General features: G+C 71.1%; 20 protein-coding genes and 2 pseudogenes. 5 read left to right on the top strand and 17 right to left on the bottom strand.

Going from position 1 to position 25959, the window contains the following annotated elements:
• Window positions 1-152: 152 nt before the first annotated feature.
• Entirely contained in the window at window positions 153-1970 is a 1818-nt protein-coding gene (locus CG747_RS21810) for a ricin-type beta-trefoil lectin domain protein (RefSeq protein WP_180985641.1), read from the bottom strand.
• 319 nt (window positions 1971-2289) lie between these two features.
• On the opposite strand from CG747_RS21810, the gene CG747_RS21805 reads away from it, so the two are divergent.
• A complete protein-coding gene (locus CG747_RS21805; RefSeq protein ID WP_100603470.1) occupies window positions 2290-2661 on the top strand; it encodes a hypothetical protein in 372 nt (123 codons plus the stop codon).
• A 994-nt stretch (window positions 2662-3655) separates the two neighbouring features.
• On the opposite strand, the gene CG747_RS21800 is transcribed toward CG747_RS21805, so the two are convergent.
• From CG747_RS21800 to CG747_RS21780, 5 genes are all read right to left on the bottom strand, one after another.
• Window positions 3656-4072: a hypothetical protein gene (locus tag CG747_RS21800; RefSeq protein WP_257980599.1), complete on the bottom strand. Its 417-nt coding sequence runs from the start codon at window positions 4070-4072 to the stop codon at window positions 3656-3658.
• Window positions 4069-6159: a hypothetical protein gene (locus CG747_RS49650; RefSeq protein WP_257980598.1), complete on the bottom strand. Its 2091-nt coding sequence runs from the start codon at window positions 6157-6159 to the stop codon at window positions 4069-4071. Before CG747_RS49650 ends, CG747_RS21800 begins: the two co-directional genes overlap by 4 nt.
• Window positions 6156-8057, bottom strand: a complete 1902-nt coding sequence (locus tag CG747_RS21790; protein WP_100603469.1) for a hypothetical protein — start codon at window positions 8055-8057, stop codon at window positions 6156-6158. Before CG747_RS21790 ends, CG747_RS49650 begins: the two co-directional genes overlap by 4 nt.
• Complete coding sequence (locus CG747_RS21785; protein WP_100603468.1) at window positions 8041-9498, bottom strand: site-specific integrase; 1458 nt, start codon at window positions 9496-9498, stop codon at window positions 8041-8043. Before CG747_RS21785 ends, CG747_RS21790 begins: the two co-directional genes overlap by 17 nt.
• Before the next feature lie 175 nt (window positions 9499-9673).
• Window positions 9674-10777 (bottom strand): DUF4037 domain-containing protein, encoded by a 1104-nt coding sequence (locus tag CG747_RS21780; protein WP_100603592.1) that lies wholly within the window; start codon window positions 10775-10777, stop codon window positions 9674-9676.
• A gap of 347 nt (window positions 10778-11124) precedes the next feature.
• Between CG747_RS21780 and CG747_RS21775 the strand changes: the two are divergent.
• Window positions 11125-11496 (top strand): annotated as a pseudogene (locus CG747_RS21775) (GAF domain-containing protein); the annotation flags it as partial.
• Window positions 11497-11569: 73 nt separating this feature from the next.
• On the opposite strand, the gene CG747_RS21770 reads toward CG747_RS21775, so the two are convergent.
• The 4 genes from CG747_RS21770 to CG747_RS21755 are packed head-to-tail and all read right to left on the bottom strand — an operon-like array spanning window position 11570 to window position 15160.
• Complete coding sequence (locus tag CG747_RS21770) at window positions 11570-12799, bottom strand: ABC transporter permease (protein ID WP_100603467.1); 1230 nt, start codon at window positions 12797-12799, stop codon at window positions 11570-11572.
• Window positions 12796-13578, bottom strand: a complete 783-nt coding sequence (locus tag CG747_RS21765; RefSeq protein ID WP_257980596.1) for an ABC transporter ATP-binding protein — start codon at window positions 13576-13578, stop codon at window positions 12796-12798. Before CG747_RS21765 ends, CG747_RS21770 begins: the two co-directional genes overlap by 4 nt.
• On the bottom strand, window positions 13575-14633 hold the full coding sequence (locus CG747_RS21760) for a peptidoglycan-binding protein (protein WP_180985640.1): 1059 nt from the start codon (window positions 14631-14633) through the stop codon (window positions 13575-13577). Before CG747_RS21760 ends, CG747_RS21765 begins: the two co-directional genes overlap by 4 nt.
• Window positions 14630-15160 (bottom strand): hypothetical protein, encoded by a 531-nt coding sequence (locus CG747_RS21755; RefSeq protein WP_100603465.1) that lies wholly within the window; start codon window positions 15158-15160, stop codon window positions 14630-14632. Before CG747_RS21755 ends, CG747_RS21760 begins: the two co-directional genes overlap by 4 nt.
• A 127-nt stretch (window positions 15161-15287) precedes the next feature.
• On the opposite strand from CG747_RS21755, the gene CG747_RS21750 reads away from it, so the two are divergent.
• Window positions 15288-16052 carry a response regulator transcription factor gene (locus CG747_RS21750; RefSeq protein WP_100603464.1) on the top strand — a complete coding sequence of 255 codons (765 nt, stop codon included), beginning with the start codon at window positions 15288-15290 and terminating at the stop codon, window positions 16050-16052.
• Window positions 16049-17233, top strand: a complete 1185-nt coding sequence (locus CG747_RS21745; protein ID WP_100603463.1) for a HAMP domain-containing sensor histidine kinase — start codon at window positions 16049-16051, stop codon at window positions 17231-17233. The genes CG747_RS21750 and CG747_RS21745 overlap by 4 nt, the downstream gene beginning before the upstream one ends.
• A 24-nt stretch (window positions 17234-17257) precedes the next feature.
• On the opposite strand, the pseudogene CG747_RS21740 reads toward CG747_RS21745, so the two are convergent.
• A pseudogene (locus tag CG747_RS21740) lies at window positions 17258-17365 on the bottom strand (SIS domain-containing protein); the annotation flags it as partial.
• A gap of 423 nt (window positions 17366-17788) precedes the next feature.
• Complete coding sequence (locus CG747_RS21730) at window positions 17789-18610, bottom strand: bifunctional 2-polyprenyl-6-hydroxyphenol methylase/3-demethylubiquinol 3-O-methyltransferase UbiG (protein ID WP_100603461.1); 822 nt, start codon at window positions 18608-18610, stop codon at window positions 17789-17791.
• Window positions 18611-18693: 83 nt separating this feature from the next.
• Between CG747_RS21730 and CG747_RS21725 the strand changes: the two genes are divergently transcribed.
• Entirely contained in the window at window positions 18694-19287 is a 594-nt protein-coding gene (locus tag CG747_RS21725; protein ID WP_100603460.1) for a TetR/AcrR family transcriptional regulator, read from the top strand.
• A 155-nt stretch (window positions 19288-19442) separates the two neighbouring features.
• On the opposite strand, the gene CG747_RS21720 is transcribed toward CG747_RS21725, so the two are convergent.
• The 5 genes from CG747_RS21720 to CG747_RS49645 all read right to left on the bottom strand — a co-directional run.
• Entirely contained in the window at window positions 19443-20285 is an 843-nt protein-coding gene (locus CG747_RS21720; protein WP_100603459.1) for a DUF4344 domain-containing metallopeptidase, read from the bottom strand.
• A gap of 109 nt (window positions 20286-20394) precedes the next feature.
• Window positions 20395-20976, bottom strand: a complete 582-nt coding sequence (locus CG747_RS21715; protein ID WP_100603458.1) for a GNAT family N-acetyltransferase — start codon at window positions 20974-20976, stop codon at window positions 20395-20397.
• A gap of 92 nt (window positions 20977-21068) precedes the next feature.
• Window positions 21069-23681 (bottom strand): rifamycin-inactivating phosphotransferase, encoded by a 2613-nt coding sequence (gene rph / locus CG747_RS21710; protein ID WP_100603591.1) that lies wholly within the window; start codon window positions 23679-23681, stop codon window positions 21069-21071.
• Window positions 23682-24155: 474 nt separating this feature from the next.
• A complete protein-coding gene (locus CG747_RS21705; RefSeq protein ID WP_100603457.1) occupies window positions 24156-25196 on the bottom strand; it encodes an acyl-CoA dehydrogenase family protein in 1041 nt (346 codons plus the stop codon).
• On the bottom strand, window positions 25193-25959 hold a 767-nt coding region (locus tag CG747_RS49645), incomplete at its 5' end, for an acyl-CoA dehydrogenase family protein (protein ID WP_257980593.1). The genes CG747_RS49645 and CG747_RS21705, both read right to left, overlap by 4 nt.

The raw sequence follows: 25959 nt of genomic DNA, 5'->3' as shown, positions 1-25959 counted from the left end.
TCCCGTGGGGTGTGTGCCCTGCTGGGAAGCTCCGTGGCCCGGCCGGCGCTCCACCCCCTCACGCGACGCGGCGCGCCCCGTCACGGCCGTGCGGTGGTGACGGGGCGCCTTCCGGGCGTCGGCGTCGTGCGTACGACGCCAGGGACCGCGGCTCAGGCAGCAGGTGGGGCGGTGAAGGGGGCGCTCCAGGTCTGGTTGGGCTGGTACGTGCCGCATTGGTAGGTGGTCACCTTGGCTGAACGGTCGTCCAGCGCACCGCCGTTGATGTCCACGCATGCCCCCGTGGCCTGCCGGAGTTCGCCGGAGCGGTGGTAGGTCCAGCGTTGGTGCGGGTCGCTGTCGACGCAGGCGGCCAGCCGCAGGCCGGTCGGGTCGCCCGTCATGCACAGGCCGTCGTCCTGGAGACTGGAGATCAGCCCGTTGCCGCGCAGCCGCCACTGCTGGTTGGCGCCGCCGGTACAGTCCCACAGGGCGACCTCGGCACCCTTCGTCGCACCGTGGTGCGCGTCCAGGCAGAACGGTGTCTTCTGGAAGTTGCTCTGCGCGGCCTGGATCTGCCCGACCGCGTCCGCCGCCCCGCCGCAACTGCCGGGCGCCACCGTGAACATGGCGTTGTCGTGACCGCCGATCGTGGTGCTGATCGAGTCGGTGACCCGGGAGTCCTGGTGGGTCCACAGGTTGCGGGCGGTGCGGGTGCAGCTGAGGTTGCCGAAGCCGATCCGGGACAGGTCCAGTTTGTACTGCACCGACGAGGAGTTCTTGTTGAGGACGGTCACCGCGCGGCTGCCGTCGGCGAGCGGCTTGACCACGACGTCGATCCCGGCTGTGGCGGAGGCGTTGTCGCGGGAGGCGAGGTAGCCGCCGGCACCCAGCGGATCCTGGTCGACGGCGATGACGTCCTTGTTCTTCAGGATGGCGAGTTGCTCCTGGTAGTCCTCCGGGTGCGCCGCCATCTTCCGTACGTCGGTGCTGATCATCAGCGGCGAGCCCATGGCCGACCACAGCGCGAACTGGCTGCGCTGCTCGGGCGGCGTGAGCTGCTTGTTGTCGCCGATCAGCAGCATGTCGGCGTCGTTGTGGTTGCCGACACCGTTGTACCGGGCCAGCGCCACGGTGTCGGTGAAGTTCTGGTACACGCCGCCCTGGTAGGCCGATTCAGCGCTCGGGTCGTTCCAGGCGGCCTTGGGCCACACCGTGATGTCCGGGCTGACCCGCCACATCTGCCCGAGCCCGCGCACCCAGTCCATGGTCTTGTACTTGACCGACTCGGCACCCGAAGCGGCCGCCGGCGCCGACTCGTTGAAGAGGATCTTGCGGTCGTTGCCGGTGGTGGCGGTGTTCAGCGCCTTGGCCGTGGTGGTGAAGATCTGCTGCCGGTCGCTCCACGTCGTACCGCAATTGTCCAGCTTGAGCGAGTCGATGCCCCAGTACGCGAGCGAGCGGGCGTCGTTGTCCTCGTGGCCCTTGACGCCGCCGGGCACGCCCTGGCAGGTCTTCTCACCGGAGGTGCTGTAGAGCCCGGCCTCCATGCCGAGGGCGTGCAGGCGATCGGCGTAGCCGGTGAGTTCCCAGTCGAAGCCGGGCTGACTGCTGCCGCCCCAGTGCGCGGCGCCGTGCAGGTATCCGGCCGAGGTGCGCTGCATCCAGCAGTCGTCCACGGTCAGGTTCTTGTACCCGGCGGCGACAAGACCGGTGGCCTTCATCGCCTTGGCCTGGTCCTCCATGAAGTCCTGGAACGAGTAGCCGGCCCGGGTCCCGTCCAGCCGGGCCTGCGCCGCGCACGTGAACCGCGCCCAGTTGTTGAAGCCCATCATCGGTTTCTGCCCGATGGGGGTGTCGGTGTTGGCGGCACCGCTGTCTGCGGGCGCCCGGCCGGCGGTCGTTCCGGCCAGGGCGGTCGTTCCGGCCCCTCCTGACCAAGCCAGCACCACCGCGGTGCACAGCCCGGTGATCCAGCGGCGTCGTCTCATCCTTGCCTCCCTTTTCTCCCGATTCATCCCCCGTGGATGAGTGAAGTTGCTTGGTACGTTGCGTTTCCACTCAGTTTTTTTCAGAAGGTTCCAGGTGGGCATCCTGGCCGTCAAGGGGTTCGGGTGAGGTGAATTTTCCAATCGCACCGGGAAGCAACCGGCCCACACCGGATCACCCCCCTCGGGGCCGAACAGGGACCGGCTCCACATCCGTTGACGAAAGCACGGCATAGTACGCAAACTCGGCCGCCCGCAGACAAAGCCCGTTGGCCCGCCGGACCACGGACACGGCAGACGCCCACAGGCCGACCGGCACGCAGTGGTCACCGGACGCCGGCAAGAAGCGCTGGAACGGGCGCTGTCCGATCTGGCGCGACAGAAGCGTACGGAACCCGATAGCCCCAAGCACAGCTTCACCAAGGGCGCGGACAAACCCGCGCTCTTCGCGGCGATCCGCAAGGACGCTCAAGCCAAGCAGCTGCCGGTCTCTCATCTGGCGAAGCGTCACCACGTCAACCACGCCACGGTCCGGCAGGCCCTGAAGTCGCCAACGCCGCTGCCCCTCAGCGGGTTCTTCGACGCGCGAGAGCAGCCCGACGGCCTCGGAATGATCTTCCGCAACGACCAGTCGTGGCTGACGATCCAGGCGCGGTACCGGTTCGAAACAGCGGAGCCGGACCAGATCAGCTGAGACAGCATCCGGCGTCCAACCAGCCAGGACCACATCACCTGAGATTCCCGGCAATCCCCACGCCTCAAGTGAACTGGCCGCCGCACATCAGCGGCCCGACGCCGAACCAGATCATTTGAGACGGGTCACTGAGCAACGAGCAGCACGACAGCGCTCACCCTCGCGTCGGAGGCCGGCCCCGACGCGAGGGCGAGACGCGATTTGGGTATCAGCCTCAGCAGCGATCGACACGGCACCTCCGCCAGTGGCAGCCGTCCGTAGCTCGTCAGTGACCAGGTGCGGCGCCCGCCGAACACCAGGACGACAAGGAATCAGCCCTCTGGAGTGAGAGGTTGCTCAAGCTGCACCGCAAGGAGATGCTCGATCGCGTCGGCCACGGCGCGAGGGCTCCATGCGCCGTCCCAACTCCACCCCGGGGCTGGGGCCGTGCGGTGCGGTGGATCTGACGGACCAGCCGACCGCCACACCACCACCGCCCCGGCCGGGCCGGGCCGGGCCGTGCCGTGCCGTGCCGTGCCGTGCCGTGCCGTGATGAGCGTGGCCGGGCTGTTCGTGCTGGTCTTCCTCGCGCTCGCCGTACGCGGAGCCTCGCGCAGCAGCGGCGGGTGCGGGGCGGCGCCACGGTCAACATCCGCAAGGCGGTCTTCCGGCGCAACAGGTTCCACGGATTAGCCGGGCTGCCTGCCTCGCCCCGCCCGCCTCTCGGGCGACGGGGACGGGGCAGGCCGCCCGGCCCGCACCACCACCCACCCCTCCGGACAAGGAGCAGCCTCACCTTGGCACCCAACGACCCCACCCCGACCGCCGACAACGACCACACGACGACGAAGTCGAAGACGGCCCGGTTCGCTGAAACCCGCGCCCGGTGGACCGAGGCGTGGGACGAGGACGACATCTTCCACGAACTGTGGGAGGACGTACGGCGCGCCAAACGCCGGATGGCACGGCATGGCCCACTTTCTCCAGACTTCGACATGTCTCATGAGACACGCGGTCACTCCCGCGTGGCCTGCCCACGGCTGAGCGGGATTGGGATTACCGCGGCCGAACGGCCGGTGGCGTGCTCACGCAGCGATGCGTTCTCCGCGAGAAGCGTCATGATGACGGTGGCTGCCGCGTCGACCTGTTCCTGAAGGGCGTGACACTGGTCGCGGCTCTTGCGTAGCTTGCCGCGAAGCTCGGCGAGTTCCTCGGTGTGGCGCTGGTGGTGACGGCCGGCCGGGCTGGTGGCGGTACGGGCGTCCCACTCGGTGAGGAGCTCGGGGGCCCGGTTCATCGTGGCCCGGCTGATTCCGGCCTCGCGGCAGAGGTTGTTCTTGGTGAGCTTGCCGTCGGTGTGCTGGGGCTGGCCGGACAGGAGCCGTTCCATGGCGTCGCGCAGGGCCTGCTCGGTCTTGGCGGAGACGGTCACTGGCCTGCCTTCTTGAGCATCAGCGCGACCTCGTTCAGCTGGGCGTCGAGCAGAGCCCGGCGGTTGGCGGGGAGCTTGGGATCAGCTCGTAGCCGGTTCAAGGAGCCCTGTTCGGCCGTCCAGATCGGCAGGTGTTCGGGGCCGAGGATGCTGTTGGTGCATCGGGAGGGCTGGCAGCGGTCGAGGAGAGGACCTCGGTGTCCTTCGGGAACGACAGCCTCCTCGAGGCACTTGGCCCCGATGGGGTCGTCGTCGTTCATGGTGCAGTGGTTGAGCTTGCCGAAGCGGATCGAGAACCGGGTGCGCTGGAGCAGGTCGTGCTCGACCCGGAGGTCGCCGCGCTGGGCTTTGCCCGTGGCTCGTAGTTCGGCGGCCTTCTCGCGTACTGCGGCGAAGGCCTCGCGCATGCGGTCGGCGCCGGGACCGAAGCCGATGGTCTCGCCGCGGCTGTCGGCCGCGAAGAGTTCCTTGACGCGCTGGAACTTCCGCTCGGCGATGGCGTTGTCGAGATGACGGGCCCAGGACGAGGCGGGCTCCATGTAGCCGCCGGTGGTCCGGTTGGCCAGGGCACGGGTGGCGGCATGCTTGAGCTGCATGCCGACCGCGATCTCCGAGCCGGGGAAGTCTCTGGTGAGCATCGCCATGGTCCTGCGGAACATGTGCGGGGTGATGTGCTGGGGCGGGATCTCGTCCAGGCCGGTGATGTGCCGGCCTCGGTTGGCGTGGTCGACGAAGTCCTCGATCACGTCCTGGCTGGTGAACAAGGTTTCCGGATCGCGGCCTGGGACGGACGCGAACGCCAGCTCGGGGTGCTGGGAGAGCCGTTCGGCCAGCTCGATGGCCTGCGCGACCGGTTCGGTGATCCACCAGTGCTTGACCGGCAGGTCCGCGTCGAGCTTGACCTTGGTCGACTTCACGGCCGGTGTGCTGAAGTACTCGACGACGGAGCCCTTGGTGATCTCCCGGATTTCGGAGTCTCGCATCATCGAAAGGGCCGCCACGAAGATGTAGCAGGCGTTGCGCAGGGCCGTGGCCTCGCGCCCGAGCTGCCTGGGCAGCAACGCGTCGTGCCAGGGGCCGCGGCTTCCGTCGGGACGGTCGACCTCCAGCAGGTCGGGCAGCAGCCCGTACTGGACACGGCCGGCCGCGACGAGCCGTTCGACGGCGGCTCTGCGTGCGCGGCCGGTGCTGCTGGTGGCGGAGAACAGGTTCCTGAGGTCTGCGTCGAGTCCGACCATCCGGGCCAGCAGGTCCCAGTGAACCGGGCCTTCCCGTCCGGTCTGGGCGCTGGGCGGTCGGGCCGGGACACGGCTTGCCGGGTCGGCCAGCCAGGCGGTGAGCCGGCGGTCCGCTTCCGGCAGCTTGATGTCTTCCGTGCGTGCCTCGATCGCCTGCCAGCGATCGAGGGCCCGCAGGATGTCCGGGGCGAAGACAGTGATGTAGGTCCAGGCAGCCCGGACCAGCGGGAACCAGGTCTCCGGCTTGACCACGGGCGTCTTGAGCGGGCCGTTGACCGGCAGCCTGAGGGCCGCGACGGCGGACATGCCCGGCCAGGGGTCCTCCTTGAGGCCGCCGTCGGCCAGGGCCCGGCCGAACCGGTGCAGGGCCTTGATGACCACGATGTGATCGACGAGGCGGGGCTCCGGGTCCGGGTTGCTGTGATGAGCGAGGAAGCGGTGGAAGTCCTCCGCCGCCCACCGGCTGACCAGCTCGGGCAGATGCTGGTCGGCTCCGAAGGCGGCGAGCTCCCGCAGACACGTGGTCCGCGCACGGACGGTGTTGGCGACACGAGGGTCGTCTGGGAGGTGGATACCGCGGGTCAGCAGCGCCGGGTGGCGCGGGTTGAACCAGATCATGGCCAGCTCGCGGGCCAGCAGGTTCATCGCCGGAGTCAAGCCGGGAAAGGGCACGCGCATGTGCGAGGGGTGCTGGTTGACGGGTTTGCGCAGCACTCCATTGAGATCCCAGCACTCCCGCTCCGAGAAGACGGGCGGCCTGGCGCCAGGCAGCAGCGGATGGGACTGCACCACGGGCTCGTCGCCGCGGAAGATCGAAGACCTCTTCGGGAGGGGAAGCCGGCTGGTCATGACTCGAACTCCACGTGGGCGGCGAGGGGAAGCTGCAGGGTCAGCCCGTCCTCGGCGATCTGCCGGCGGGCCGTGGTGATCTCGGCGTCCGTGCGGGCCTTGATCGCCTCGTTGACGTTGATGCGGCTCTGTCCCCAAAGGGCGTGAAACGCCTGAGGGGACAGCCGCAGCTGCAGCGTGGCCAGGTGGTCGGCGAACAGCAGAAGCTGCGGGAGGTTGGAGGGCAGGACGAAGGCGTTGCGGCACTCCAGGCAGCGGGTCGGGGCGACCGGACAGAGCTGGCCGGTGCGGCCGAACGGGGAGTCGAAGGGGTCCTTGCAACTGGACACCCCTATGTCGAGCTGGCCGTCCCGCAGCTGATCGATCTCCTCCTGCGACAGTCCGAGAGCGCCGGCCGCCCCCGGCTCGGCCAGCGACCGCTCGGCTTCCTCGCTCAGCACTACCGGTCCGTTCAACGCCTGGTCCAGCCACCGCCGCTGAGCCGTGGCGATGACGTTCCCGGCGATCACCCGCAGCGTCGTGCCGTGGGCATAGTGCCTGCGGAAGGTCTGCTGCGAGTGGTCATCGGCGATGTCGCTGACCCGGCCCCTGAAGGCCAAGGCTTTCTCGACCTTGCCGGACTTGCGAAGACGCCGGATGTCGACCGGTCCCTCCACGCTGACGCCGTGGAACTCGAGCCAGTCGGAGAACTGGGAGGCCACCGTGTCCCCGCTGAACCGTCGGATCCGCAGCGTGTAGGGGTCGACGGCGGCGCGCAGGAACAGCGGGACCGGCTCGATGCCCGCCCGGCGGGCCAAAGGCGTGGCCAGCTCAACGAGCGCCTGGGTGAGAGCGGCGGCGTCCAGCTTCGGCCGCCGGGGATGGAGCAGTGCGTCGGCCTGCTCGCCCAAGGTGCTGAACGCCTGCCGGGTGCGGGCGTGGGCCCGGCCCTTGGTGAAGTCGATCACGACACTGCGCGGGCCGAACTCGATGTCGTCCTCGGTCAGTGCGCTGACCTCTTCGGACGAGCGGCCCGTGGCCGCCATCAGCAAGATCCGATAGCTGTGCAGATCGAGGTTGTGTGGGAACAGCTGGCGAACCAGGTGACGGAGCACCATCCGCTTGCCGAACTGCGGCAGCGTTCCGGGCGGCATCACCTCGCGCAGCGAGGGCGGCATCTCGTGCCACCCCGGCAGGTGCTCGGCGATCTCCTCGCAGGTCCAGGCGTCGTTCGTGATCGCCCAGAGCAGGTTCGCCAGGCGGTCCCAGCCGTCCTCGGCCGGGTCCTTCCCGGTGGCCGCCAGTTCCCAGCCCCGCCGGATCCTCGCTGTGATCGCAAGGTGATCGGACCAGGCAGCTTTCACCAGCTCCTTCTTGTCCGCGCGGGTGAACTCATCCAGCTCCTGGGTCTGTCCGCCGCGAAGACCGACATGTCCGCTCGCCCAGTGACGCAGGCCGGCCGCGACCGGGCGGTCTGGATGCTCGGCCCGGCGCGTGATGAGGATGCGCAGCTTGCCGGCGAGCGCTGCAGGCACTCGGGAGCCGGCGCCGTAGGAGGCGGGCAGCAGGCGGGTCCAGTCGGTCAGCGCGTGGGCGAGGTCCGGGTCCGGCTCACCGAGCGAGGCCTTCACCGCGTGGGGAACGTGGGCATCGACGTGCCGGCAGAACAGCGTGATGGCCTGGCGATACAACGCCGCGGCGGTCGCCGACAGCGTCGCGGAAGCAGCCTTCTCCACCCACTCGTCCGCCAGCTCGCCCGCGAGGTGTGAGCAGGTGAAAGCAGCTGGATCGAACGAGGGGCTTTGCTGGCGGCCGTCGGCGGTCAGGCCGGTCACCGTCCGGATCCCGATCCGGACGGGCTCCGCCGCCCGCGGACCGGGAAGCGGGAAGTTCCGGGTGTACTCACCGCGGCGCGGCATGGGCGTTCTCTTCCAGGTTCAGCAGGTCGCGGGCGATGGTGACGTACGAAGCGCCGTCGGCGACGGTCCACTCGCGAAAGGCGTCGTCGACCTCGCGCATCGGGTCCTTCAGATAGCGGATGTAGCGGTAGGTCGTCGATGGAAGGACATGACCGAGCCGGCGTTGGACCACCAGCAGCGGGTTGCTGGTCATGTGGTCCAGCAGCGTCGACATCGGCAGCTGCTGTCTCTCGGCGTCGCCGAGGGCCTCTCGGGTCAGGAAGATCAGCAGACGCAGGGCGAAGGTGTGCCGCAGGTCGTGATAGACCCAGCAACGACGCGGCAACTGCGGAGCGTTCTGATGGGCTGACCAGGCCTTGAGCCGGTCCCAGGCCCTCCAACGCACCCGGTCCCAGCCCGAGGCGGTCAGCATCTTGCCGCCCTGACCGATGAACAGCGCCAGCGGCTCCAGCCCGCCCCCGGTCTCCAGCACCGTGATGCGGCGCAGGTCCGGGTCCATGTCCTTGATCGATCGGGTGACGGTGCGGCCTTCGAGGACGCCCCGCACCTTCGTCTCGTCGGCCTCCAGCCGCTGGACCACGAACAGGTCCCGGTGCCGGCGCCGCAGCGTGCGCTGGGCCTTCGCCACGATCTCCGGCCGCTCGATCATCAAGTAGGGGTCAAGCAACTCCATCGCGCCGACCGGGACGTAGACCGACCGAGGCCGCTTCTGCTTCGCGCAGGCCGCCAGATCGACGTCGGCGGTCCGAGGGCGGTCACCCGCCATCAAGCCGAGTTCGGGCAGCAGCAGCGTGGACCACTCCTGGGCTCGCATCCCGGTCAGCAGCGCGAGTTCGACCGCGGCCCGATTGCGATGCGGGCGCCACCCGCTGAACGTCTCGTCGAGCTCGGCCTCGGGCGTCAGCCCACCGAACCCGACGTCCCGGAAGAACAGGTACTGCTCCAGCTCGAGATGCCGCACCCGCACGTCCGTGCTGAAGCCGCTGCCCAGCGACTCCCCCTGCGACGACCGCCACGGACTCGACGGGACGTAGCCGATGCGGACCAAGTGCTTGTAGAGGCTGACGATCGCGGCCGCATCTCGGTCCCAGGTGGTTCCCCCCACCGTGTCCTCAACGTCCGCACGCCGCCACTGCCGGAACTGCAGGATGTCCATCTCGGTGGCCGAGCGCAGGTCCGCACCGCGAGCCAGCAGGAAGCCGAGCAGCATCAGCACGGTGTAGGCGTAGGCCCGCATCGACTTCGCGTCCCGCCGGGCCAGCGCCAGACCGCGAAACCATGAGGAGACCGGCTCCACCGGCCGCATCGCGTCGTCCAGGAGGACCGGCGTACCCGCCGGCAGGCGGTACCGCTCCAGAGCCCCCGCCAGCAGGGACCGATCGATCCCCGCAACATCACCCACCCGCCACACCGCCCGGTGGTTGGCGAAGTACAGCCGCACCGACCCTCCCGTACCGACCTGAGCACGTTCGCACGTACGCAGTCACACCAACGGAAGATCACTGCGATCGCTACGGGGCGCACAAGATCTCACCCAGATGAGACACCCTCGATGTCTGGAGAAGCAATGAGTACGTAACGGCGTGCGGATCGCAGGCTGGGCATGTCGTCAGACGTCACGACTGTGGGACGGAGGTGGTGGCCCGGGTCACCGCTCGTGCCTGTCCTGGGTGGCTGAGGACGTCGGTGCTGTCGATGAACTGGTCGACGGTGCCGGTCAGCGGCAGTGCGCGGACGGCTGGATCGGTGATACGAGCCGTCAACGCCGCGGTGAAGCGTTCGGCGTGCAAGACCTGGAACGGTCTGCTGTGGTAGCTGCGCGTGGTGGGGTCGACCGGGTCGGTGAGGCCGAGATGGTTGTGGCCGGCGGCGACGGTTTCGTAGGCGCGGGCCAGGTGGTGCTCGCGGGTGTGCCAGTCGGTGGCGGTGAGGGCTGCGGAGAGGGCAGGTGTGAGGACCGCTGCCTGCGGGGTGTGAGCGAAGGCGCTTCCGAGCCATTTGCTGTACGGCGGGTAGCGGCGGTCCATGAGCAGGCAGAGCCGCATCAGATCGCGGACCAGACGGGCGGCTACGACGGCGGAGCCGAGTTCGTCGTCCACTTCGCCGCAGCGGCCGACGAAGGCCTCCTCCTGGGAGATGCGTTGCCACTGGCAGGCAAGCACGTGGAGCCAGAGATCGTGGGGATACCAGGCGAGCTGTGCGCGGGCCGGGATGAGCCGGCCGAGGCCGTCGTGGAAGATGGCGCCGGCGGTGACTTCGGCAAGCCGCTGCGTGGGGGTGGCCAGCCAGTCGGCCAGGGTGACGCCCTGGCCGGGGTCGAACCCCAGTTGCGCGATGAACCAGGTGGCTGGGTCGGTGATGTCGACGCGGTGGTGCACCGGCCCGTCGGTCGCCTGCATGACGCGGATTTCCGCCTCGGCTGTGCCGGCGAAGTGCGTGGGGTAGCCGTAGAAGGTCTTCGGCAGACGTGCGGAGAGCAGGTCCTTGATCACCGCCCCGCAGCGGGTGGCATCTTCCGGGCTCAGGAGAAGCTGGAGGCGGGGTCCCCACTCGTGGTCGGCGGAACGGGCGGTGTCGAACCCCAGGACCTCCGAGCCGCTGCCGAGGCGGGCGGCGGAGTGAGGCATGCCGGGGGCGGCCTCGTCCAGCAGGGGCCGGACGGCTTCGTTGTAGAAGCGACGGGAGAGTTCCAGCCCGGGAATGAAGGACGGCGTGGTCATGACCCGAGCCTGCCGCACCAGCATGACGTTGGGCGACGGCTTTTCCCGGCCCGACATCCACTCGATGAGACAGTTCTGAGTGTCTGGAGAACCCATTGGATCAAAGCCGCCCTCGCCCTCGCCAGTATCGCCGCGCTCCTCGTGCTGCTGAACGCCGCCGCCGGCATCCTCACCACAGCGGTAAACCAGTTGTTCACCGCCGTCCCGGGCGTGCAGATTGGCACCGAAACCACCACCGGCCTGTGGGCCGTGATCGACCAGCCCATCCGCACCTACCTCGCCGCCCACACCCAGCACCTGGCCGTCAGCGCCTCCACCGCCTACACCCTCTGGCAGATCACCGGCCTCGCCAGGTGCGGGTGGCGGCGACCCCGTCCGGTGAGCCGGGGCCGTGCCTGCCGGTGGCCGGTGGCGGCGTTCCGCTGCGGTACACGGCGGGCCATCCGGCCCTTCAGGCGGTGGCCCGTACCGGTTCGGTGCGGGCCAGTGCGGGGGCGGGGCAGGAGGCCGGGGTATGGGCGGCCGAACGGCAGTGGCCGGGCGATTCGGTGCACGCGCTGTGCGCGGTGCTGCGGAGCAGGGGGCGCACGCTGGGTGTGGTGACGTTTCTGCGCTCCGCCCATCGCACCGCTTTCGAGCGGCCGGACGCGGCGTACGCGGAGACGGTGGCGGCTCGGGTCGCGGGGGCGGTCGACCTGGCAGTGACGAAGCGGCCGTAGGCGACGCGGTCCGGCCGGGGCGACGCCGGGCCCCGTCGCGGAGCCCGGCACCGCCCCCGGCCGGGGCCCGTCCTCACGCCGCGTGCAGCGCCAGCGTCGGTGAGAGACGGGACGCCCGCACCGCGGGGTAGAGGCCCGCGATCGTGCCGATCACCAGCGTCGCGCCGAAGCCACCGCCGACCGCCCACGGCGGCACCACCCAGGGCAGCCCGCCGGAGTACGCGTACACCCCGGTCGCCGCCGCGCCGAGCGCCACGCCCGCCAGGCCGCCCAGGCCGGAGAGCATCAGCGACTCCGTGACGAACTGGATGCGGATCTGGCCCCGGGTCGCGCCGAGCGAGCGGCGCAGCCCGATCTCGTACCGCCGCTCCAGCACCGAGATGATCATGGTGTTGGCGACCCCGACGCCGCCGACGAGCAGCGCGATGCCGCCCAGGCCCAGCAGCATGCTGCTGAACGCCCCCTCGGTCGCCGCCTTGGCCTGGAGCGCCGACGACGGGTCGGTGACCTTCACGTTCTGCGGGTTCTGCGGGTCGACCGTCGCCGCCATGACCTTGCGCACGTCCTGCACCGCCGCGTCGGCCGAGCGCTCGTACACCGACGTCGGGTGGCCCTTGAAGCCCAGCAGGCGCTTCGCACCCTCCCAGCCGACCAGGGCGGAGCGTTCGATCTCCGGGGCGAGCGGCAGCGGGGCGAGGATGCCGACCACGGTGAAGTACCGGTTGCCGATCCACACCTGCTGGCCCGGAGCGGTGATGCCGAGACGCTCCGCGGAGACATGGCCGAGCACTACGGAGGGGTAGCGTCCGGTCGCGTTGTTGAGCCAGCTGCCGCTGTGGACCTCGCCGCGCAGCACCCGCAGCAGGTCGCCGGTGGTCGCCTTGACGACGATCCCGCCCGTGTCGTCCTTGTCGATCTTCTCGTTGCGGCGTGCGGTCGTGTCGAGGTCGGCGGTCGCGCCCACCTCCTGGACGCCCTTGATGCGGCCCACCATCCCGACGGCGTCCTCGGGCAGCTTGACGTCCTGCCCGGCGAACATCGACTCGCCGGGGGAGGCCACGAGCAGGTTGGTGCCCAGCTTGTCGAGTTCCCGGAGCAGCTGGGCCTGGCTGGAGGCGGAGATGCCCACCACCGAGATCATCGTCGCGATGCCGATGGCGATGCCCAGGGCGGAGAGCACGACCCGCATCGGCCGGCTGCGCAGCCCCGCCGAGCCGACGTGCAGTACGTCCCGGGGGCCGAGCCGGGCCGCTTTCAGCCGCCCCCGGCCGCCGGCCTCGCGGTCCGCGCGCCGCGCCCTCACTGGTCCGCTCCCGTCGCGGCGGGGGAGCGGCCGTTCCCGGAGCCGTCGCGCACATCCGTGGACGGATCGCGCATTCCCGCGGACGGATTGCGTACGTCCGCGGACGGATTGCGTACGTCCGCGACCACCTGGCCGTCCCGGATGCGCACCTCGCGCGGCAGGTCCCGGGCGATCTCGGTGTCGTGCGTGATCACCGCGATGGTGGCGCCCTCCCGGTTGAGGTCGCGCAGCAGCTTCATCACCGCTTCCCCGGACGCCGAGTCGAGTGCCCCGGTCGGTTCGTCGGCCAGCAGCAGCGCGGGTTCCCCCACGACGGCCCGCGCGATGGCGACCCGCTGCTTCTGTCCGCCGGAGAGCTGGTGCGGCTTGTGGTCGAGGCGGTCGGCGAGCCCGACCCGCTCCAGCGCTTCGGCGGCCCTGCGGCGGCGTACGGCACGGGACAGGCCCGAGTACAGCAGGCCCTCCGCGACGTTGTCGCGGGCGCTGACACCCGGCACCAGGTGGAACGCCTGGAAGACGAAGCCGACGTGCTGGGCACGCAGCGCGGAGAGCCTGCGGTCGGAGAGCGCCGCCACGTCGTGCCCCGCGATGTGGACGGACCCGGCGGTGGGGCGGTCCAGGGTGCCGATGATGTGCAGCAGCGTGGACTTGCCGGAGCCGGACGGGCCGACGATGCCGAGGAGTTCGCCCTCCTCGACGGTGAGGTCCACGCCGCGCAGGGCGGCGACCGGGCCCGGGTACTCCTTGGTGACGGCCCTGAGGCCGACGACCGTGCTCATATCTTCGGCACCCCGACCTTCATGCCCTCGCGCAGCCCGCCGCCGGACACCTCGACCCGGCCCTCGGCGAACATGCCGAGCTCGACCTTCACGTCGCGGACCGTGCCGCCCTGGACGACCTGGAGGCCGAAGCCGCCGCCGGGCAGCGCGAGCAGCGCGTTCACCGGGACGCTGAGGACGTCCTTGTGCAGTTCGCCGGTCAGGTTCACCGTGACCGGCGCCTGGTCGAAGCCGCCGACCTTGTCCGGCTTGTCGAAGGAGACGGTCAGGGTGACCTTGGGGCTGTTGTCCTGCGGGTCCTTGCCGGGCTTCGCCGTCCGGCCGACCGAGGAGACCGACCCGGCCGCGCTGCTGCCGTCCGGCAGATCCACGGTGACCTTGGTGCCCGCCTTGGCGAGCTGGGTCTCGGCGACGTCGAGCTCGAACGTCACGATGCGCTCGGAGCCGGTCGTGGTGAGGACCGGAGCGCCGGGCTGGGCCAGTTCGCCGACGGCTGCCTCGACGCTCTTGATCCGGACCTCCGCCGGGGAGAAGGCGATGTCCTGCGGCCCCACCGTTCCGGTCTGCTTGCTGTCGTGGGACTTCTGCCAGCGCTTGACGGCGGCCGCGGTCAGCTCGGTGTACTCGTCGTCCGGGGTGAAGCCGGTGTAGCCGAGCTGCGCGAGGTTGCGCTCCAGCTGCTCCACGTCCCGGCCCCGGTCGCCGGGCTTCAGAGTCCGGTACATCGGCACCGAGCCGTACATCAGCCACACCGCCCGGCCGTTGACCTCGTACAGCCGCTCGTTCCGCTTGACGGTCGAGCCGGTGCGCGGGGTCCAGGTCATGGTGCCTGCCGCGCCCGCGTTGACCTTGCGCTGCTTGTCGTAGCCGAGCGTTCCGTCCGCCTGGGCGCTGTCGTGCAGGTCGCGGCGCTCGACCGCGGCGGTGGCCGGGGGCAGCCCGGTGTTCCTCGGGCCGCCCGTCTCCCCGGCGGAGCCGAACTGGGTGAGAGCCAGTGACCCGGACGCCACGGCGAGTATTGCCGCGGCGGCCACCATGACGCGTCCGCGCCTCATCGCCCGGCACTTTCGCACGCCGCGTTGGCCTTCTCGAACTTCTTCATGTCCTTCTGCTGTACGGCGGGCGCCTGCGCCATCCCGCCCTCGAACTTCGGGTCGGGCATGTCGATGCCGTTCTTGCGCATGCACCGGGCGAAGGCGAGCATCTTGTCCTTCTGGGCCTGGGTGATCTCCTTGGCCCCGCCGACTGATTTGTCCTGGCATGCCTTGAACGCCTTCTCCATCTCCTTCTTGCTCTTGCCGCCGCCCTTGATGGTCATTCCGCGGCCGTCCTCGCCCGGCTTCGGCTCCGGGACGTCCAGGCCCTGCTCCCGCAGACACTTCCGGTGCTCCAGGGCCCGGTCCGCGTCCGTCTTTTTGGTGTCCGAAGCAGAGCCGCCGCTCTTGGTTCCGCTTCCGCTTCCGCCGCCGTCGCCCGAGCAGGCGGTGGCCGACAGGACGACGGCGGCGGCGATCAGGCAGGCGGCGACGACGCCGCGGCTTTGTGTGCGGGAGGTGGTCCGGCGGGAAATGGTCGGGTTCATGAGGACTCCTCGTCCGTTGCTGACAGGCCGGATACGTACGGCTTGAGCGTGTGCGAGGACGCGGTTTCGTTTCTCTCAGCCCGGATGCTTACACCGACGAAACATCGCTTTGGGTTAAACAGGACTCATGCGTGTGCTGGTGGTGGAGGACGAGGAATTCCTGGCCGGAATGATCGCCGAGGGGCTGCGCCGCGACGCCGTCGCGGTGGACATCGCCCCCGACGGCCGGGCGGCGCTGGACCGACTTCGGTTCGGCGCGTACGACGTGATGATCCTCGACCGCGATCTGCCGGGGCTGCACGGCGACGAGGTGTGCCGGCGGGTCGTCGGCATGCGCCTGCTGACCCGGATCCTGATGCTCACCGCGTCCGGGACGGTACGGGACCGGGTGGCCGGCCTCGGGCTCGGCGCCGACGACTACCTGACCAAACCGTTCGCGTACGACGAACTCCTCGCCCGGGTCCTGGCGCTCGGCCGCCGTGCCCGCCCCGCTCTCCCGCCGGTCCTGGAACGGGCCGGGCTGACGCTCGACACCGCCCGCCGCCAGGTCTGCCGCGACGGCCGCTACCTCTCGCTCTCCCGCAAGGAGTTCGCCGTGCTGGAGACCTTGCTGCGGGCCGAGGGCGCGGTCGTCAGCGGCGACGACCTGATCGAGGAGGTGTGGGAGGAGGACACCGGCTACCGCACCAACGCGGTCCGGGTCACCCTGTCAAAGCTCCGCGCCAAACTGGGCGCGCCCCCGGTGATCGACACGGTCCCGGGGGCCGGCTACCGCATCGGGAACGGCCCCACTGACGCGCCGGGGGACCACGGCCCCGCGACCGGACCGGTGAGCGGGCCCGCGGACCAGCCGGACGACGGCTCTGCGAACCGGCCGGGGGAGAGCCGGTGAGCAGCGAGCGCGCCCGGCTCACCGCGCTGTACGGCGGACTGCTGGTGCTGGCCGGCGCCCTGCTCGTGGGGCTGGTCTACCTGCTGGTCAGCGAGGGCCTCTATGCCAGTGTGCTGACTGCGGTGGCCCCGGCGGTCCCCGACGGGGCCACCGCCCCCGCCGTCCGGTCGGGCGTGGCCTCCACGCCCGAGCCGCCGTCGTCGGACTGGGCGCAGACCGGGGTCATGGAACCCGGGCAGGCCGCGGTGGCGAAGAGGGTCACCACCGCGGCCGGGGGCGCCGCGCTCAACCAGCTGCTGATGGTCTCCGGGGTCTCCCTCGCCGTCTACTCGGTGCTCTCCGTCGCGCTCGCCTGGTGGATGGCGGGCCGGGTGCTGCGGCCGGTCGGCGTCATCACCGCCCGCGCCCGCCGGCTCTCCGGCAGCAACCTGCACGAACGCCTCGCGCTGAAGGCCCCGCCCGGCGAGCTCAAGGAACTGGCCGACACCTTCGACGGGATGCTCGACCGGATCGAGGAGCTGGTCGCCGCCCGGCAGCGGTTCGCCGCCAACGCCGCCCACGAGCTGCGCACCCCGCTCGCCGTGCAGCGGGCCGCAGCCGAGATCGGCCTCGCCGACGACCCGCCGCCCGAGAAGGTCGCCTGGATCCGGGACAAGCTCATCGACACCGCCGCCGACAGCGAGCAGCTCATCGAGGGCCTGCTGCTCCTCGCGGTTTCCGACGAGGGCCTGCGGCGGCGCGAACGGGTCGGCCTGGACGCGACCGCGGCCACGGTGACCGAGGCGCTGGAGGCGGAGGCGAAGGCACGGTCCATCACTGTCGAGGCGGAGGCTCGGCCGGTGTCGGTCGAGGGTGACCCGGTCCTGCTGGGCCAACTCGTGCACAACCTGGTCGCCAACGCGCTGCGTCACAACCACCCCGGCGGGACGGTACGGGTCCGGGTGGGGCCGGGCGGTCTGGAGGTCGCCAACACCGGGCCGGTGGTGGACCCGGCGACCGTGCCGCTGCTGTTCGAGCCGTTCCGCCGGGCGCAGGCCCGCCGCCACGCTCCCGGTGAGGGGGCCGGCCTGGGGCTCTCCATCGTGGCGTCGATCGCGAGGGCGCACGGCGGCGAGGCGAGTGCGACGGCGAACCCGGGTGGCGGACTGACGGTCCGGGTCGTGCTGCCGACGTGCCCGTAGCGGGGCGGCCGGCGGCCCGGTGGATCAGCGGCGGTAGAAGATCCGGTCCCGGTACTCCGTCATCACGCGCCCGTTCCACTCGTGGCCGCCGTCGACGTTCGCCGAGCGCAGCAGCGGCGGCTCCACGCCCCGCTAGCGGCTCGGGCCGCCGCCCGGAGATCACGACCTGGTGCCCGGCGGTGCGCAGCAGCCGGGCGGTGGCGGCCCCGATTCCCGTTCCCCCGCCTGCCCGCCTGCCCGCCTGCCCGCCTGCCCGCCTGCCCGCCTGCCCGCCTGCCCGCCTGCCCGCCAGGACAACACGCTGTTCCGGCATGCGAGTTCGCCTCCGAAGGTGGTCGTATTCGGCTTCCGGTTCCCCGCGCTGTGAGCATACGAATCGTCGGCGCCACCGGGTGGATCGGATGCCGCTGTCGTCGGCAGCGGGGCAGGAACAGAGCCTCGTCAGACAGCGCACAGTCCACAATGCACAGTCCACAGTGCACAGGACGACCGAGGTGGCGGCAGGCCGGCAGGAGCGTGGTGGCCGTCCTGCCGTCTTCGGCGGATGGCCGGTCGTCAGGCGGCGTCGGTGCGCACCGCGGCGACGACCGCCATCGTCGCGTAGCCCATCGTGAAACTGCCGCCCTGTGCGTCGATGGCGGCCCCGACGCCCGCCAGCACCTCCGCCAGCGCGGCCGGCGGGACCCTGGTGAAGGCGCCGAGGGTGGGCATCTGGTCCAGCCAGGCATCCCGGGTGTAGGTCCACTCCCAGTCGTAGCGCCACTGCTCCGGTTCGTCGAACCGGCCCGTGTTCCGGATCCCGTCGGCGGTCCTGGCGAACACCGGGCGGTAGGCGTCCAGGGCCCCCTTCGCCATCGCCGTGACGTCGAACGCCGCGTCGGGCAGCACCCGCCGGCAGACCTCGGCGACGGCGTCCGCCACGTCGGAGGGGAACCGGAAGACGTTCCAGAACGGTGCCAGCAGGCCGCCGGGGCGCAGTGCCCGGGCGGCCTTGTCCGCGCCCGCGACCGGGTCGATCCAGTGCCAGGCCGTGCCGGCGACCACCGTGTCGTAGTTCCGGTTGCCGGGCTCCCAGTCCTCGAACCTCGCGACGTCGGTCTCGGTGCCGAAGCGCCGTGCCACGTCGGCCATCCGTGCGTCGGGCTCGACCCCGAGCACCCGGCAGCCGGCCGCCTGGAACTGCCGGGCGGCGATGCCCGTTCCGCAACCGACGTCGAGGACGTCGAGGCCGGGGCGACCGGCGACGATCCGCTGCACCAGGGCGTCGGGATAGCGGGGGCGGGCCCGGTCATAGCGTTCGGCGTCCGAGCCGAACGACTGTGCAAGCCGGCGGTGCCGAGAAGGTTCGGGGTGCCCGGAGGGCGATAAAGTGGGCATGCGCCCACTATGGTGGGCACGCGCCCACTCGTCAACCGGGTGGGCGGCAATCGGGAACCGGCCGACGAAGAAGAAGGTGCACCGTGCCCACAGGGGTGGCCATCCGCGACGTGCGGGAGCAGCTGTTCGACGCCGCCGAGCGCATCCTGCTGCGGGACGGGCCGAACGCACTGACCAGCCGGGCGGTCACCACGGAGGCGGGCTGCGCCAAAGGCGTGCTGCACCGGCACTTCGCCGATTTCGACGCCTTCCTGGCCGAGCTCGTACGGGACCGGATCGGCCGGATCGACGAACAGGCCGCCGCCCTGCGGAAGTCCGCCGGAACCGGCACCGTCGCCGGCAACCTCACCACCGCGGTGCAGGAGGTGTTCGGATCGGTCGCCGTGGCCATCGTCGGCCTGTTCATCTCACGCGACGGCCTGCGCGCCCGCCTCCGGCAGGGCGGCTCGGTCGGCATCCCTCTCCTCACGGAGGCCACCGCGATGATCGCCGCCTACCTGGACGCCGAGCGCGAGCTGGGCCGGGTCGCGGCCGACGCCGATACCGGCACCCTGGCGCCCACCCTGATCGGGGCCGGCCACCTGCTGTTCGCCGACCGGGAGAGCCCGACGCCGGACACCGCGGCCGTCCGCAAGGTCGTGGCGACGGTCATCGCCGCGGTGACGCGGGAGCCGTGACGCGAGACGCGTGACGCGGGGGTCCTGATACGAGAGTCGTGACGCAAGAGTGCGACGTGACTCCCGACCCGACTCCCGATAGGAGCCTCGTGAGGCCAGGGCCGTAGAGCCGAGAGTCCCGGTGTCCGCCGCCTCGCGGAGGTCGTCGGCGGGCGTCACACCTGGCGCTTGAGGTGGCCGGCGAGAAGTCGCTGCCAGCCGCTCCTGGCCTGTTCCCACTCGTCGGGGCAGCCTTCGGCGCGGTCCTCGGTGACCCGTCCACCGGCACCGACGAGATCCTCGTGCCGGGTCGGGTGCGCACCGTAGACGTAGCAGGCGTAGTTCGCCGCGCGCTGACCGTCCAGGCTGTGCTCGTCGAGCAGATCCGCCTCGTCGAACGGGGTCTCCTCGGCGGCCAGAGCGTAATCCTCCGCGACGGCCAGGGCCTTGGCCTCCCCGGCGCGGCCCTGGCCGATCAGCAGCACCGCGGCGAGTTGGTCGGCCACGTCCTCCTCCCGGCCGGTGAAGCGCAGACCGAGGCGGTCGATCAGGGCGTGGGCGCTCTCGTGGTAGGCGGTCTCCTCCAGTACGGCGGCCGCATGCGCATCGCCGGCACCCGGGGCGCCCCGCCGGTCGGCGTGCGCGAAGCGGTCGCGTATCTCCTCGACGTGCTCCGCGCAGAAGTCGACGGTGCCGGTCTCCGGGTCGTAGGCGGGTTCGGCCGCACCGCACGAGCGGACCACGAGCGGTATGCGGTGCGGCACCTCGACGGTGTCGTTGAGTCGCTCGGCCGCCTTGTCCAGGATGCGCCGGGTGCGCAGATACGCAGTGGCAGACGCCGCCTTGCCGCCCGTGCGGTACTGGACGACGAAGCCGCCCGAGCTGCCCTTGCCGTGGGTCCGGCGGGAGGCGGCGTCCGCCGGATCGGCCGCCTCCTGGCCCGCCGTGCAGCCGGTCACCGCGGCCGCCAGGGCCAGCGTCAGCACTGCCCGTGTGCCGTTCCCCGTCCGGCGCCCCATGCCTGCTCCTTCCCGCGCCGCACGCCGCGGTGGTCCATCCGTTCGTCCGAGGGGGAAAGAGGCATATCCGGAGCCTGAGGTTCCCGTCGATGGGCGGACATGCCGGGAATCACCAGAGTTTGTCGATGTCTCCTGAGTGGAGCGCGATGCGGCTGCCCCGGAACGACGCGCGGTCCCGCCGGGCGCGGGGCGAGAAGAAGTCGGCCATGGTGACCTTGTCGAATCCGGGCCGGTCGCTGGGGAAGGGCGCCTGCGGTGTGCCGCCGACCAGGACGGTGTCCGGGAGGTGGTGCCAGCCCGCGCTTTCGTAGAACGCGCGCAGCGGTCGGTCGCAGGTGAACAGTCCCAGGTCGTATGCGTCGGTGGCCAGCGCCTCCCGGGCCGCGGCGACCAGGCGCCGGCCGTGCCCGCGGCCGCGTGCCTCCCGGTGCGTCACCACCGTGCTCAGGCCACCGGCGACGTAGCCGCGGCCGGCGTGGGTGATCTCCTTGGTGAGGATGTCCAGGGCGGCGAGGACGGTCCCGTCGGCGAGCAGCAGCATCGACCGCGGCCGCAGTGCGGGGTCGTGCACCGGGGCGTCGAGCCGGGGGATCACGCCGGGCTCCGAGGGCCACGCCTGCTCCTGGATCTCCCCCACCTGGGTGCGGAGTTCGACGGGCGTGGCGGCTTCGGGGAACGTGAGGATCTGCACCCGCTGATTCTGTACCGGCGGAGTGCGGGCACCGCAACGGGTTTTCCCGGTACCGCCGGCGGGCGCCATCCGACGTCGGCGTCCGAGGGCGGTCAGGACAGGATCTCGACGTAGCCGTCGGTTCCGTGCACGCGGATCCGCTGCCCGTCCCGGATCAGCCGGGTGGCCTGCTCCACGCCCACCACGGCCGGCAGGCCGTACTCCCGGGCGATCACCGCGCCATGGGTCATCAGGCCGCCCACCTCCGTCACCAGGCCCGCGATTCCGACGAACAGCGGCGACCAGCTGGGGTCCGTGAAGGTCGTGACGAGGATGTCGCCGGCTTCGAGATCGGCCTCCGCCATGTCGAGGATGACGCGGGCCCTCCCCTCGATGCTCCCGACCGAAACCGGTAGGCCGATCAGGGCGCCGGCCGGCACGTCGTCGCGCCGGTACGCGCCGGTCACGGCCTCACCATCCGAGGTGAGCACCCGGGGCGGGGTGAGCGCCTGGTGCGACCGGAACGCGTCCTTGCGCTGCTGGATGAGCCGGTCGTCCACCTGGTGCGAGCGCACGGCGTCGTGGAACTCCTGGAACGTGAGGTAGAAGACGTCCTCCTTGTCAGGAACGACGCCGGCCTGCACGAGGCGCTCGGCCTCCTCCAGCAGGGCCTGCTTGTAGACGAAGTAGCGGCTGATGATGCCGTACTTCGGGTACTCCCGGTACCCGATGAAGGTTCTGACGCGGTCGATCATCCGCTTGGCCTCGTCGGCCTTCCGGTCCCCGTCCGGCAGCGCCCGCAAGCGGGACAGTACGTCCTGTTCCTTCTCCCGCGCCTTCTGCCGCCCTTGCTCGAAGCGCCGCTCGGCGGCGCCCGGCTCGAAGTTCCGGACGTTGTCGAGGATCACGGGCACGAGGGTGGTGGGGCGCTCGCGCCAACGTGGCCGCGTGATGTCGATCTCGGCGACGCAGCGCATGCCGTACCGGTCGAGGTAGGACTCCATGGCGGCACGCGCTTCGGTCCCGCCCGCGAGCTTCGCCAGCTCGTCCAGGAACCCTTCGTCCTCGGCGCCGTCGTCCTGGACGCCCTGCAGGAACGCCACCACCTCCGGCCGCGGGCGGATCACGTCCGCGACGTCGAGCAGCGCCAGTCCCATCTCCGACGTGACGTTGTCGGGGGCGGACAGCGTCAGCGTGTCAGCCGCGTTCTTCTCGCCCAGCCACCCCTGCAGCTTGTCGTTGAGCCACCACGTGGCCCCCATCCCCGCCATGATCGCCTGGATGCTCAGCGGATCGCCGAGGACCCGCTTGTGCTCCTCGAAGGCCGCCAGCAGGAAGTCGAAGAGCTCCGGGCCGGTCTTCGTCCGGATGTCGCGCTCCAGGGCGGCGACGGATGCCCGGCTGCGTTCGATCAGCTCGGTGACGATGCGCGGATCGGTCTCGATCGGGTCGGACGCACGGCCGGCCGGCGGTCCGCCGGGACCCGCGTCCGGGATCAGCGGGATGAAGTCGTCGCCGTCCAGAACGGTCTCCAGCGCGTCCCTGACCAGCGGATCGCCCTTCCCCATGACGTCCAGGAGGGCGGCGCGGCTCGCGGGCGAGGCCAGGCGCCGGGTGACGTCGACGAAGAGCCTGCCGCCGGCCTCGTGCATCGGCACCATGGCAGTCAGCTGCCACATGGAGAGCCCCAGGGGCTTCATGGGGTCGGTCATCATCTGCTGGTGGCCGACGGAGACGTAGACGTGATTCTCCTGGTCTCCGGTCTCGGGGATGGGGAACAGCGTCGTGATCGGCCGGCTCTGCACGATCTGGAAGTCATCGTCGACCAGGCACCATTCGATGTCCTGCGGGCGCCCGAAGTGCGCTTCGATCCGCCGCCCGAGCCGCACGAGCCGCACGACCTGCGCGTCCGTCAGCGCCGGCTGCTGCTGCCGCTGCGAGTCGATCTCCACTTCCCGCGTACCGCCGGCCGGCAGGGCGTGCACGGCACGCTCTTTGGCGGCGATCGCCTTGGCGACGACTTCGCCGTGCCGCACCTTGAAGACGTCCGGGTTCACCAGGCCGGAGACCAGGGCCTCGCCGAGGCCGAAGCCGGCGTCCACGGTGGCGACGTTCCGGTTGCCCGTGACGGGGTCGGCCGTGAACAGGATGCCGGCCGCTTGCGGGAAGGCCATCTGCTGTACGACGACGGCCATCCGGACCGTACGGTGGTCGATGCCGTTCCGCTGGCGGTAGGTCACGGCCCGCTCGGTGAACAGCGAGGCCCAGCACCGGCTGATGTGCTGGAGGATCGCCGTCGGCCCCACGACGTTGAGGTACGTGTCCTGCTGGCCCGCGAAGGAGGCCGTCGGCAGGTCCTCCGCCGTCGCGCTGGAGCGGACGGCGTAGGCGGCTTCCGCGCCGAGCCGGGCGAGCGCGCGGGTGATCGCCGCCGCGAGATCGCCCGGGACGGCGATCCCTTCGATGGTCCGACGGATCTCCGCGCTGAGCGTGCGGATCGCCTCCCGGTCGTCCGGGTTCAGGCGCGACAACCGATCGAGCATGTCGTCGATCGACGGCCCTTCCGCCATGACCCGCCGGAAGGCGTCCGTCGTCACGCAGAAGCCACCCGGCACGCGGATGCCTTCGATCCGCGACAGCCCGCCCAGGTGCGCGCCCTTGCCGCCGACGACCGCGATCTGCGTCTCGTCGACGTCCTGAAGATCCCACACATACCGCTCGCTCATCGCGCCACCTCCGAGGCACCCGTGCTCCGTGGCACCGCGGTGGCCGACCGCATCACCGGCGCCGCCGACTCCGTCGAAACTCCTGTCGAGCACGTCCGCATCCCTCGTTGTCTTCCCACTGTCGAGCCGGCCGGCCGCTCCGCCCGGTCGGACGACGCACACCCCCGCACCTCCGCGCCAGGCACCCGCACCCGCACTCGCACTCGCACTGCCAGTCCCACCCCGGGTTCGACGCCTTCGCGTCCCCCGTACCTCGACATCAACACACGCACGACGTGCCCCCATTTCCGCAGGTTGTGGCATCGGCCGACGATTGTGCGCCATACCCGGGGCCTTGCGGCAAGCCCCCCAGTGCGCTATACGTTGAGAGTGGCAAGGAGAGGGTTCTCCTTGCCTTTGCTTTTGCCTGTGCCTTTGTCGAAGGTGCGGTCTCAGAGGGGCGGAACGCGGGTCGCGCCCGCCCCCCGATCGGCCTTATCCGGTCGGCCGTTGGCCGACGGGGCGGGCCCCGGTGTCGTCGGGCGCGCCGGTCACCTGTTGCCACAAGTGGTCGCCGTCGCCGTCGAGTACGTGCCGGCCGATCCTTTGCTGCCAGGCCCGTTCACCGCCGTCCTCGTCGCGCCAGGACCACATGCGGGTGGTGGCCAGGTGGAGCGGGCTGAGCTCGGTGAAACCGATCGCGCCGTGCAGCTGGTGGGCGACGCGGGTGATCTCGGCCACCGAGGCGGCGGCCTGTGCGGCGGCGAGCCACGCGGTGAACTCCGCGGAGGCCGGTTCGGCCAGGGCGGACGCGGCCGCCTCGACGGCCGCGGCGACCAGGGCCGCCTCCTCCACGAGCTTGGCCTCCTCCTGCTTCACGGCCTGGAAGTGGCTCAGCGGGCGGCCGAACTGCATACGGGAGGTGGTGTGAGCGACCGTCAGCTCGACACAGCGGCGTGCGGCACCGGCGATCAGGGCGGCCCGCGCCAGGCCGGAACGCCATTCGGCCTCCCGGACCAGCGCGGCCGGAACGCGGCGGACCCGCTCGGCGGGGACGGCCACGTCGAGCAGCACCAGGTCGTCCCTGGGCTCGCCCGCCAGGTTCGTGCCCGCCACCTGCCGCCACTCGGCGGCTTCGAGGAGGAAGAGCACCGGCCCGCCGCACGGGCCCTCGGTCAGCACGACCGCGGCTTCGGCGGCCCGGGCCCACGGCACCCGGTGCAGCGTGCCGCTGACCCGCAGGGCGTCATCGGTGCCCGCCGCGCCCGAGGGTCCGACCCTGCTGTCGGTGTCCACGTGGGTGAACCGCACATCGAGTGGGCCGGCCGCCACGGTGAGCGGGCCGTCCGGGATGGCGAGCCCGGCCGCGGCCAGCAACGGGCGGGCGACGAGCAGCGTCTCGGCGAGCGGTGCCGGGGTGCCGCGGTGGCCGGCTTCCCGCGCCAGGGCCACCAGGGTGGTCGGGGCGGTGTCGAGCGGCGGCAGGGCGTCGGCGGCGCGTTCGAGGAGGGGTTCGGCGGGGGAATCGGTGCTCATCGGGACAGCTCCAGACCTCGGGTGATGATGCCGCGCAGGATTTCGTTGGTGCCGCCGCGCAGCGTGTATCCCGGCGCGTGCAGGATCGCGGTGGCCAGCAGTTCGGGGTAGCTGCCGCGGGTGGCGTCGAAGCGGGCCGCGGTCGGCAGGATCTCGCGGGCCTCGTTGACGAGTTCGCCTTCGAAGCGGGTCCCGAGGTCCTTGACCAGTGCCGCCTGCACATCGGCGGGGCGGCCGGCCGCCAGCGCCGCGGCCACCCCCAACGACAGCTGCCGGATGGACGACAGGCGCGCGGTGAGCCGGCCCACCCGCGCCTGCTGCTCGGGACTGCCCCCGCCGGTCCGCCGCAACTGTCCCACCAGAGCGGTCAGGAGCGGCAGCGTGGACAGGAAGCGCTCGGGTCCGCTGCGTTCCAGGGCCAGTTCGCCGGTGACCTGCCGCCAGCCGTCACCGGGGCGCCCGAGCAGTGCGTCGTCGGTGAGCTCGACGCCTTCCAGATGGCAGTAGTTGAAGGTGTGCTCGCCGCTGAGGAGGCGGATCGGTTCGACCCGGACGTGCGGATCGCGCAGGTCGACGATGAACTGGCTCAGCCCGGCGTGGCGGTCCTCGGACTCTCCGGTCCGGGCGAGCACGATCGCGTGGTCGTTGACGTGCGCGCCGCCGGTCCACATCTTGGTCCCGGTCAGCCGCCAGCCGTTGCCGGTCCGCTCCGCCCGGGTCCGTACCGAGGCCAGGTCGGAGCCGCTGTCCCGCTCGCTCATTC

The organism is Streptomyces sp. CB02959, from assembly GCF_002803155.1.
In the GTDB taxonomy this organism is placed as follows: domain Bacteria; phylum Actinomycetota; class Actinomycetes; order Streptomycetales; family Streptomycetaceae; genus Streptomyces.
This window is presented reverse-complemented; position numbering and strand designations above follow the sequence as displayed.

Coding starts and splice junctions, on each gene's coding strand:
- CG747_RS21720 (WP_100603459.1), bottom strand. CDS start 20,285: ATGGGGCGCCGGACGGGGAACGGCACACGGGCAGTGCTGACGCTGGCC.
- CG747_RS21705 (WP_100603457.1), bottom strand. CDS start 25,196: ATGAGCACCGATTCCCCCGCCGAACCCCTCCTCGAACGCGCCGCCGAC.
- CG747_RS21790 (WP_100603469.1), bottom strand. CDS start 8,057: ATGCCGCGCCGCGGTGAGTACACCCGGAACTTCCCGCTTCCCGGTCCG.
- CG747_RS21755 (WP_100603465.1), bottom strand. CDS start 15,160: ATGAACCCGACCATTTCCCGCCGGACCACCTCCCGCACACAAAGCCGC.
- CG747_RS21765 (WP_257980596.1), bottom strand. CDS start 13,578: ATGAGCACGGTCGTCGGCCTCAGGGCCGTCACCAAGGAGTACCCGGGC.
- CG747_RS21730 (WP_100603461.1), bottom strand. CDS start 18,610: ATGCCCACTTTATCGCCCTCCGGGCACCCCGAACCTTCTCGGCACCGC.
- CG747_RS21760 (WP_180985640.1), bottom strand. CDS start 14,633: ATGAGGCGCGGACGCGTCATGGTGGCCGCCGCGGCAATACTCGCCGTG.
- CG747_RS21780 (WP_100603592.1), bottom strand. CDS start 10,777: ATGACCACGCCGTCCTTCATTCCCGGGCTGGAACTCTCCCGTCGCTTC.
- CG747_RS49650 (WP_257980598.1), bottom strand. CDS start 6,159: ATGACCAGCCGGCTTCCCCTCCCGAAGAGGTCTTCGATCTTCCGCGGC.
- rph (WP_100603591.1), bottom strand. CDS start 23,681: ATGAGCGAGCGGTATGTGTGGGATCTTCAGGACGTCGACGAGACGCAG.
- CG747_RS21810 (WP_180985641.1), bottom strand. CDS start 1,970: ATGAGACGACGCCGCTGGATCACCGGGCTGTGCACCGCGGTGGTGCTG.
- CG747_RS21750 (WP_100603464.1), top strand. CDS start 15,288: ATGCGTGTGCTGGTGGTGGAGGACGAGGAATTCCTGGCCGGAATGATC.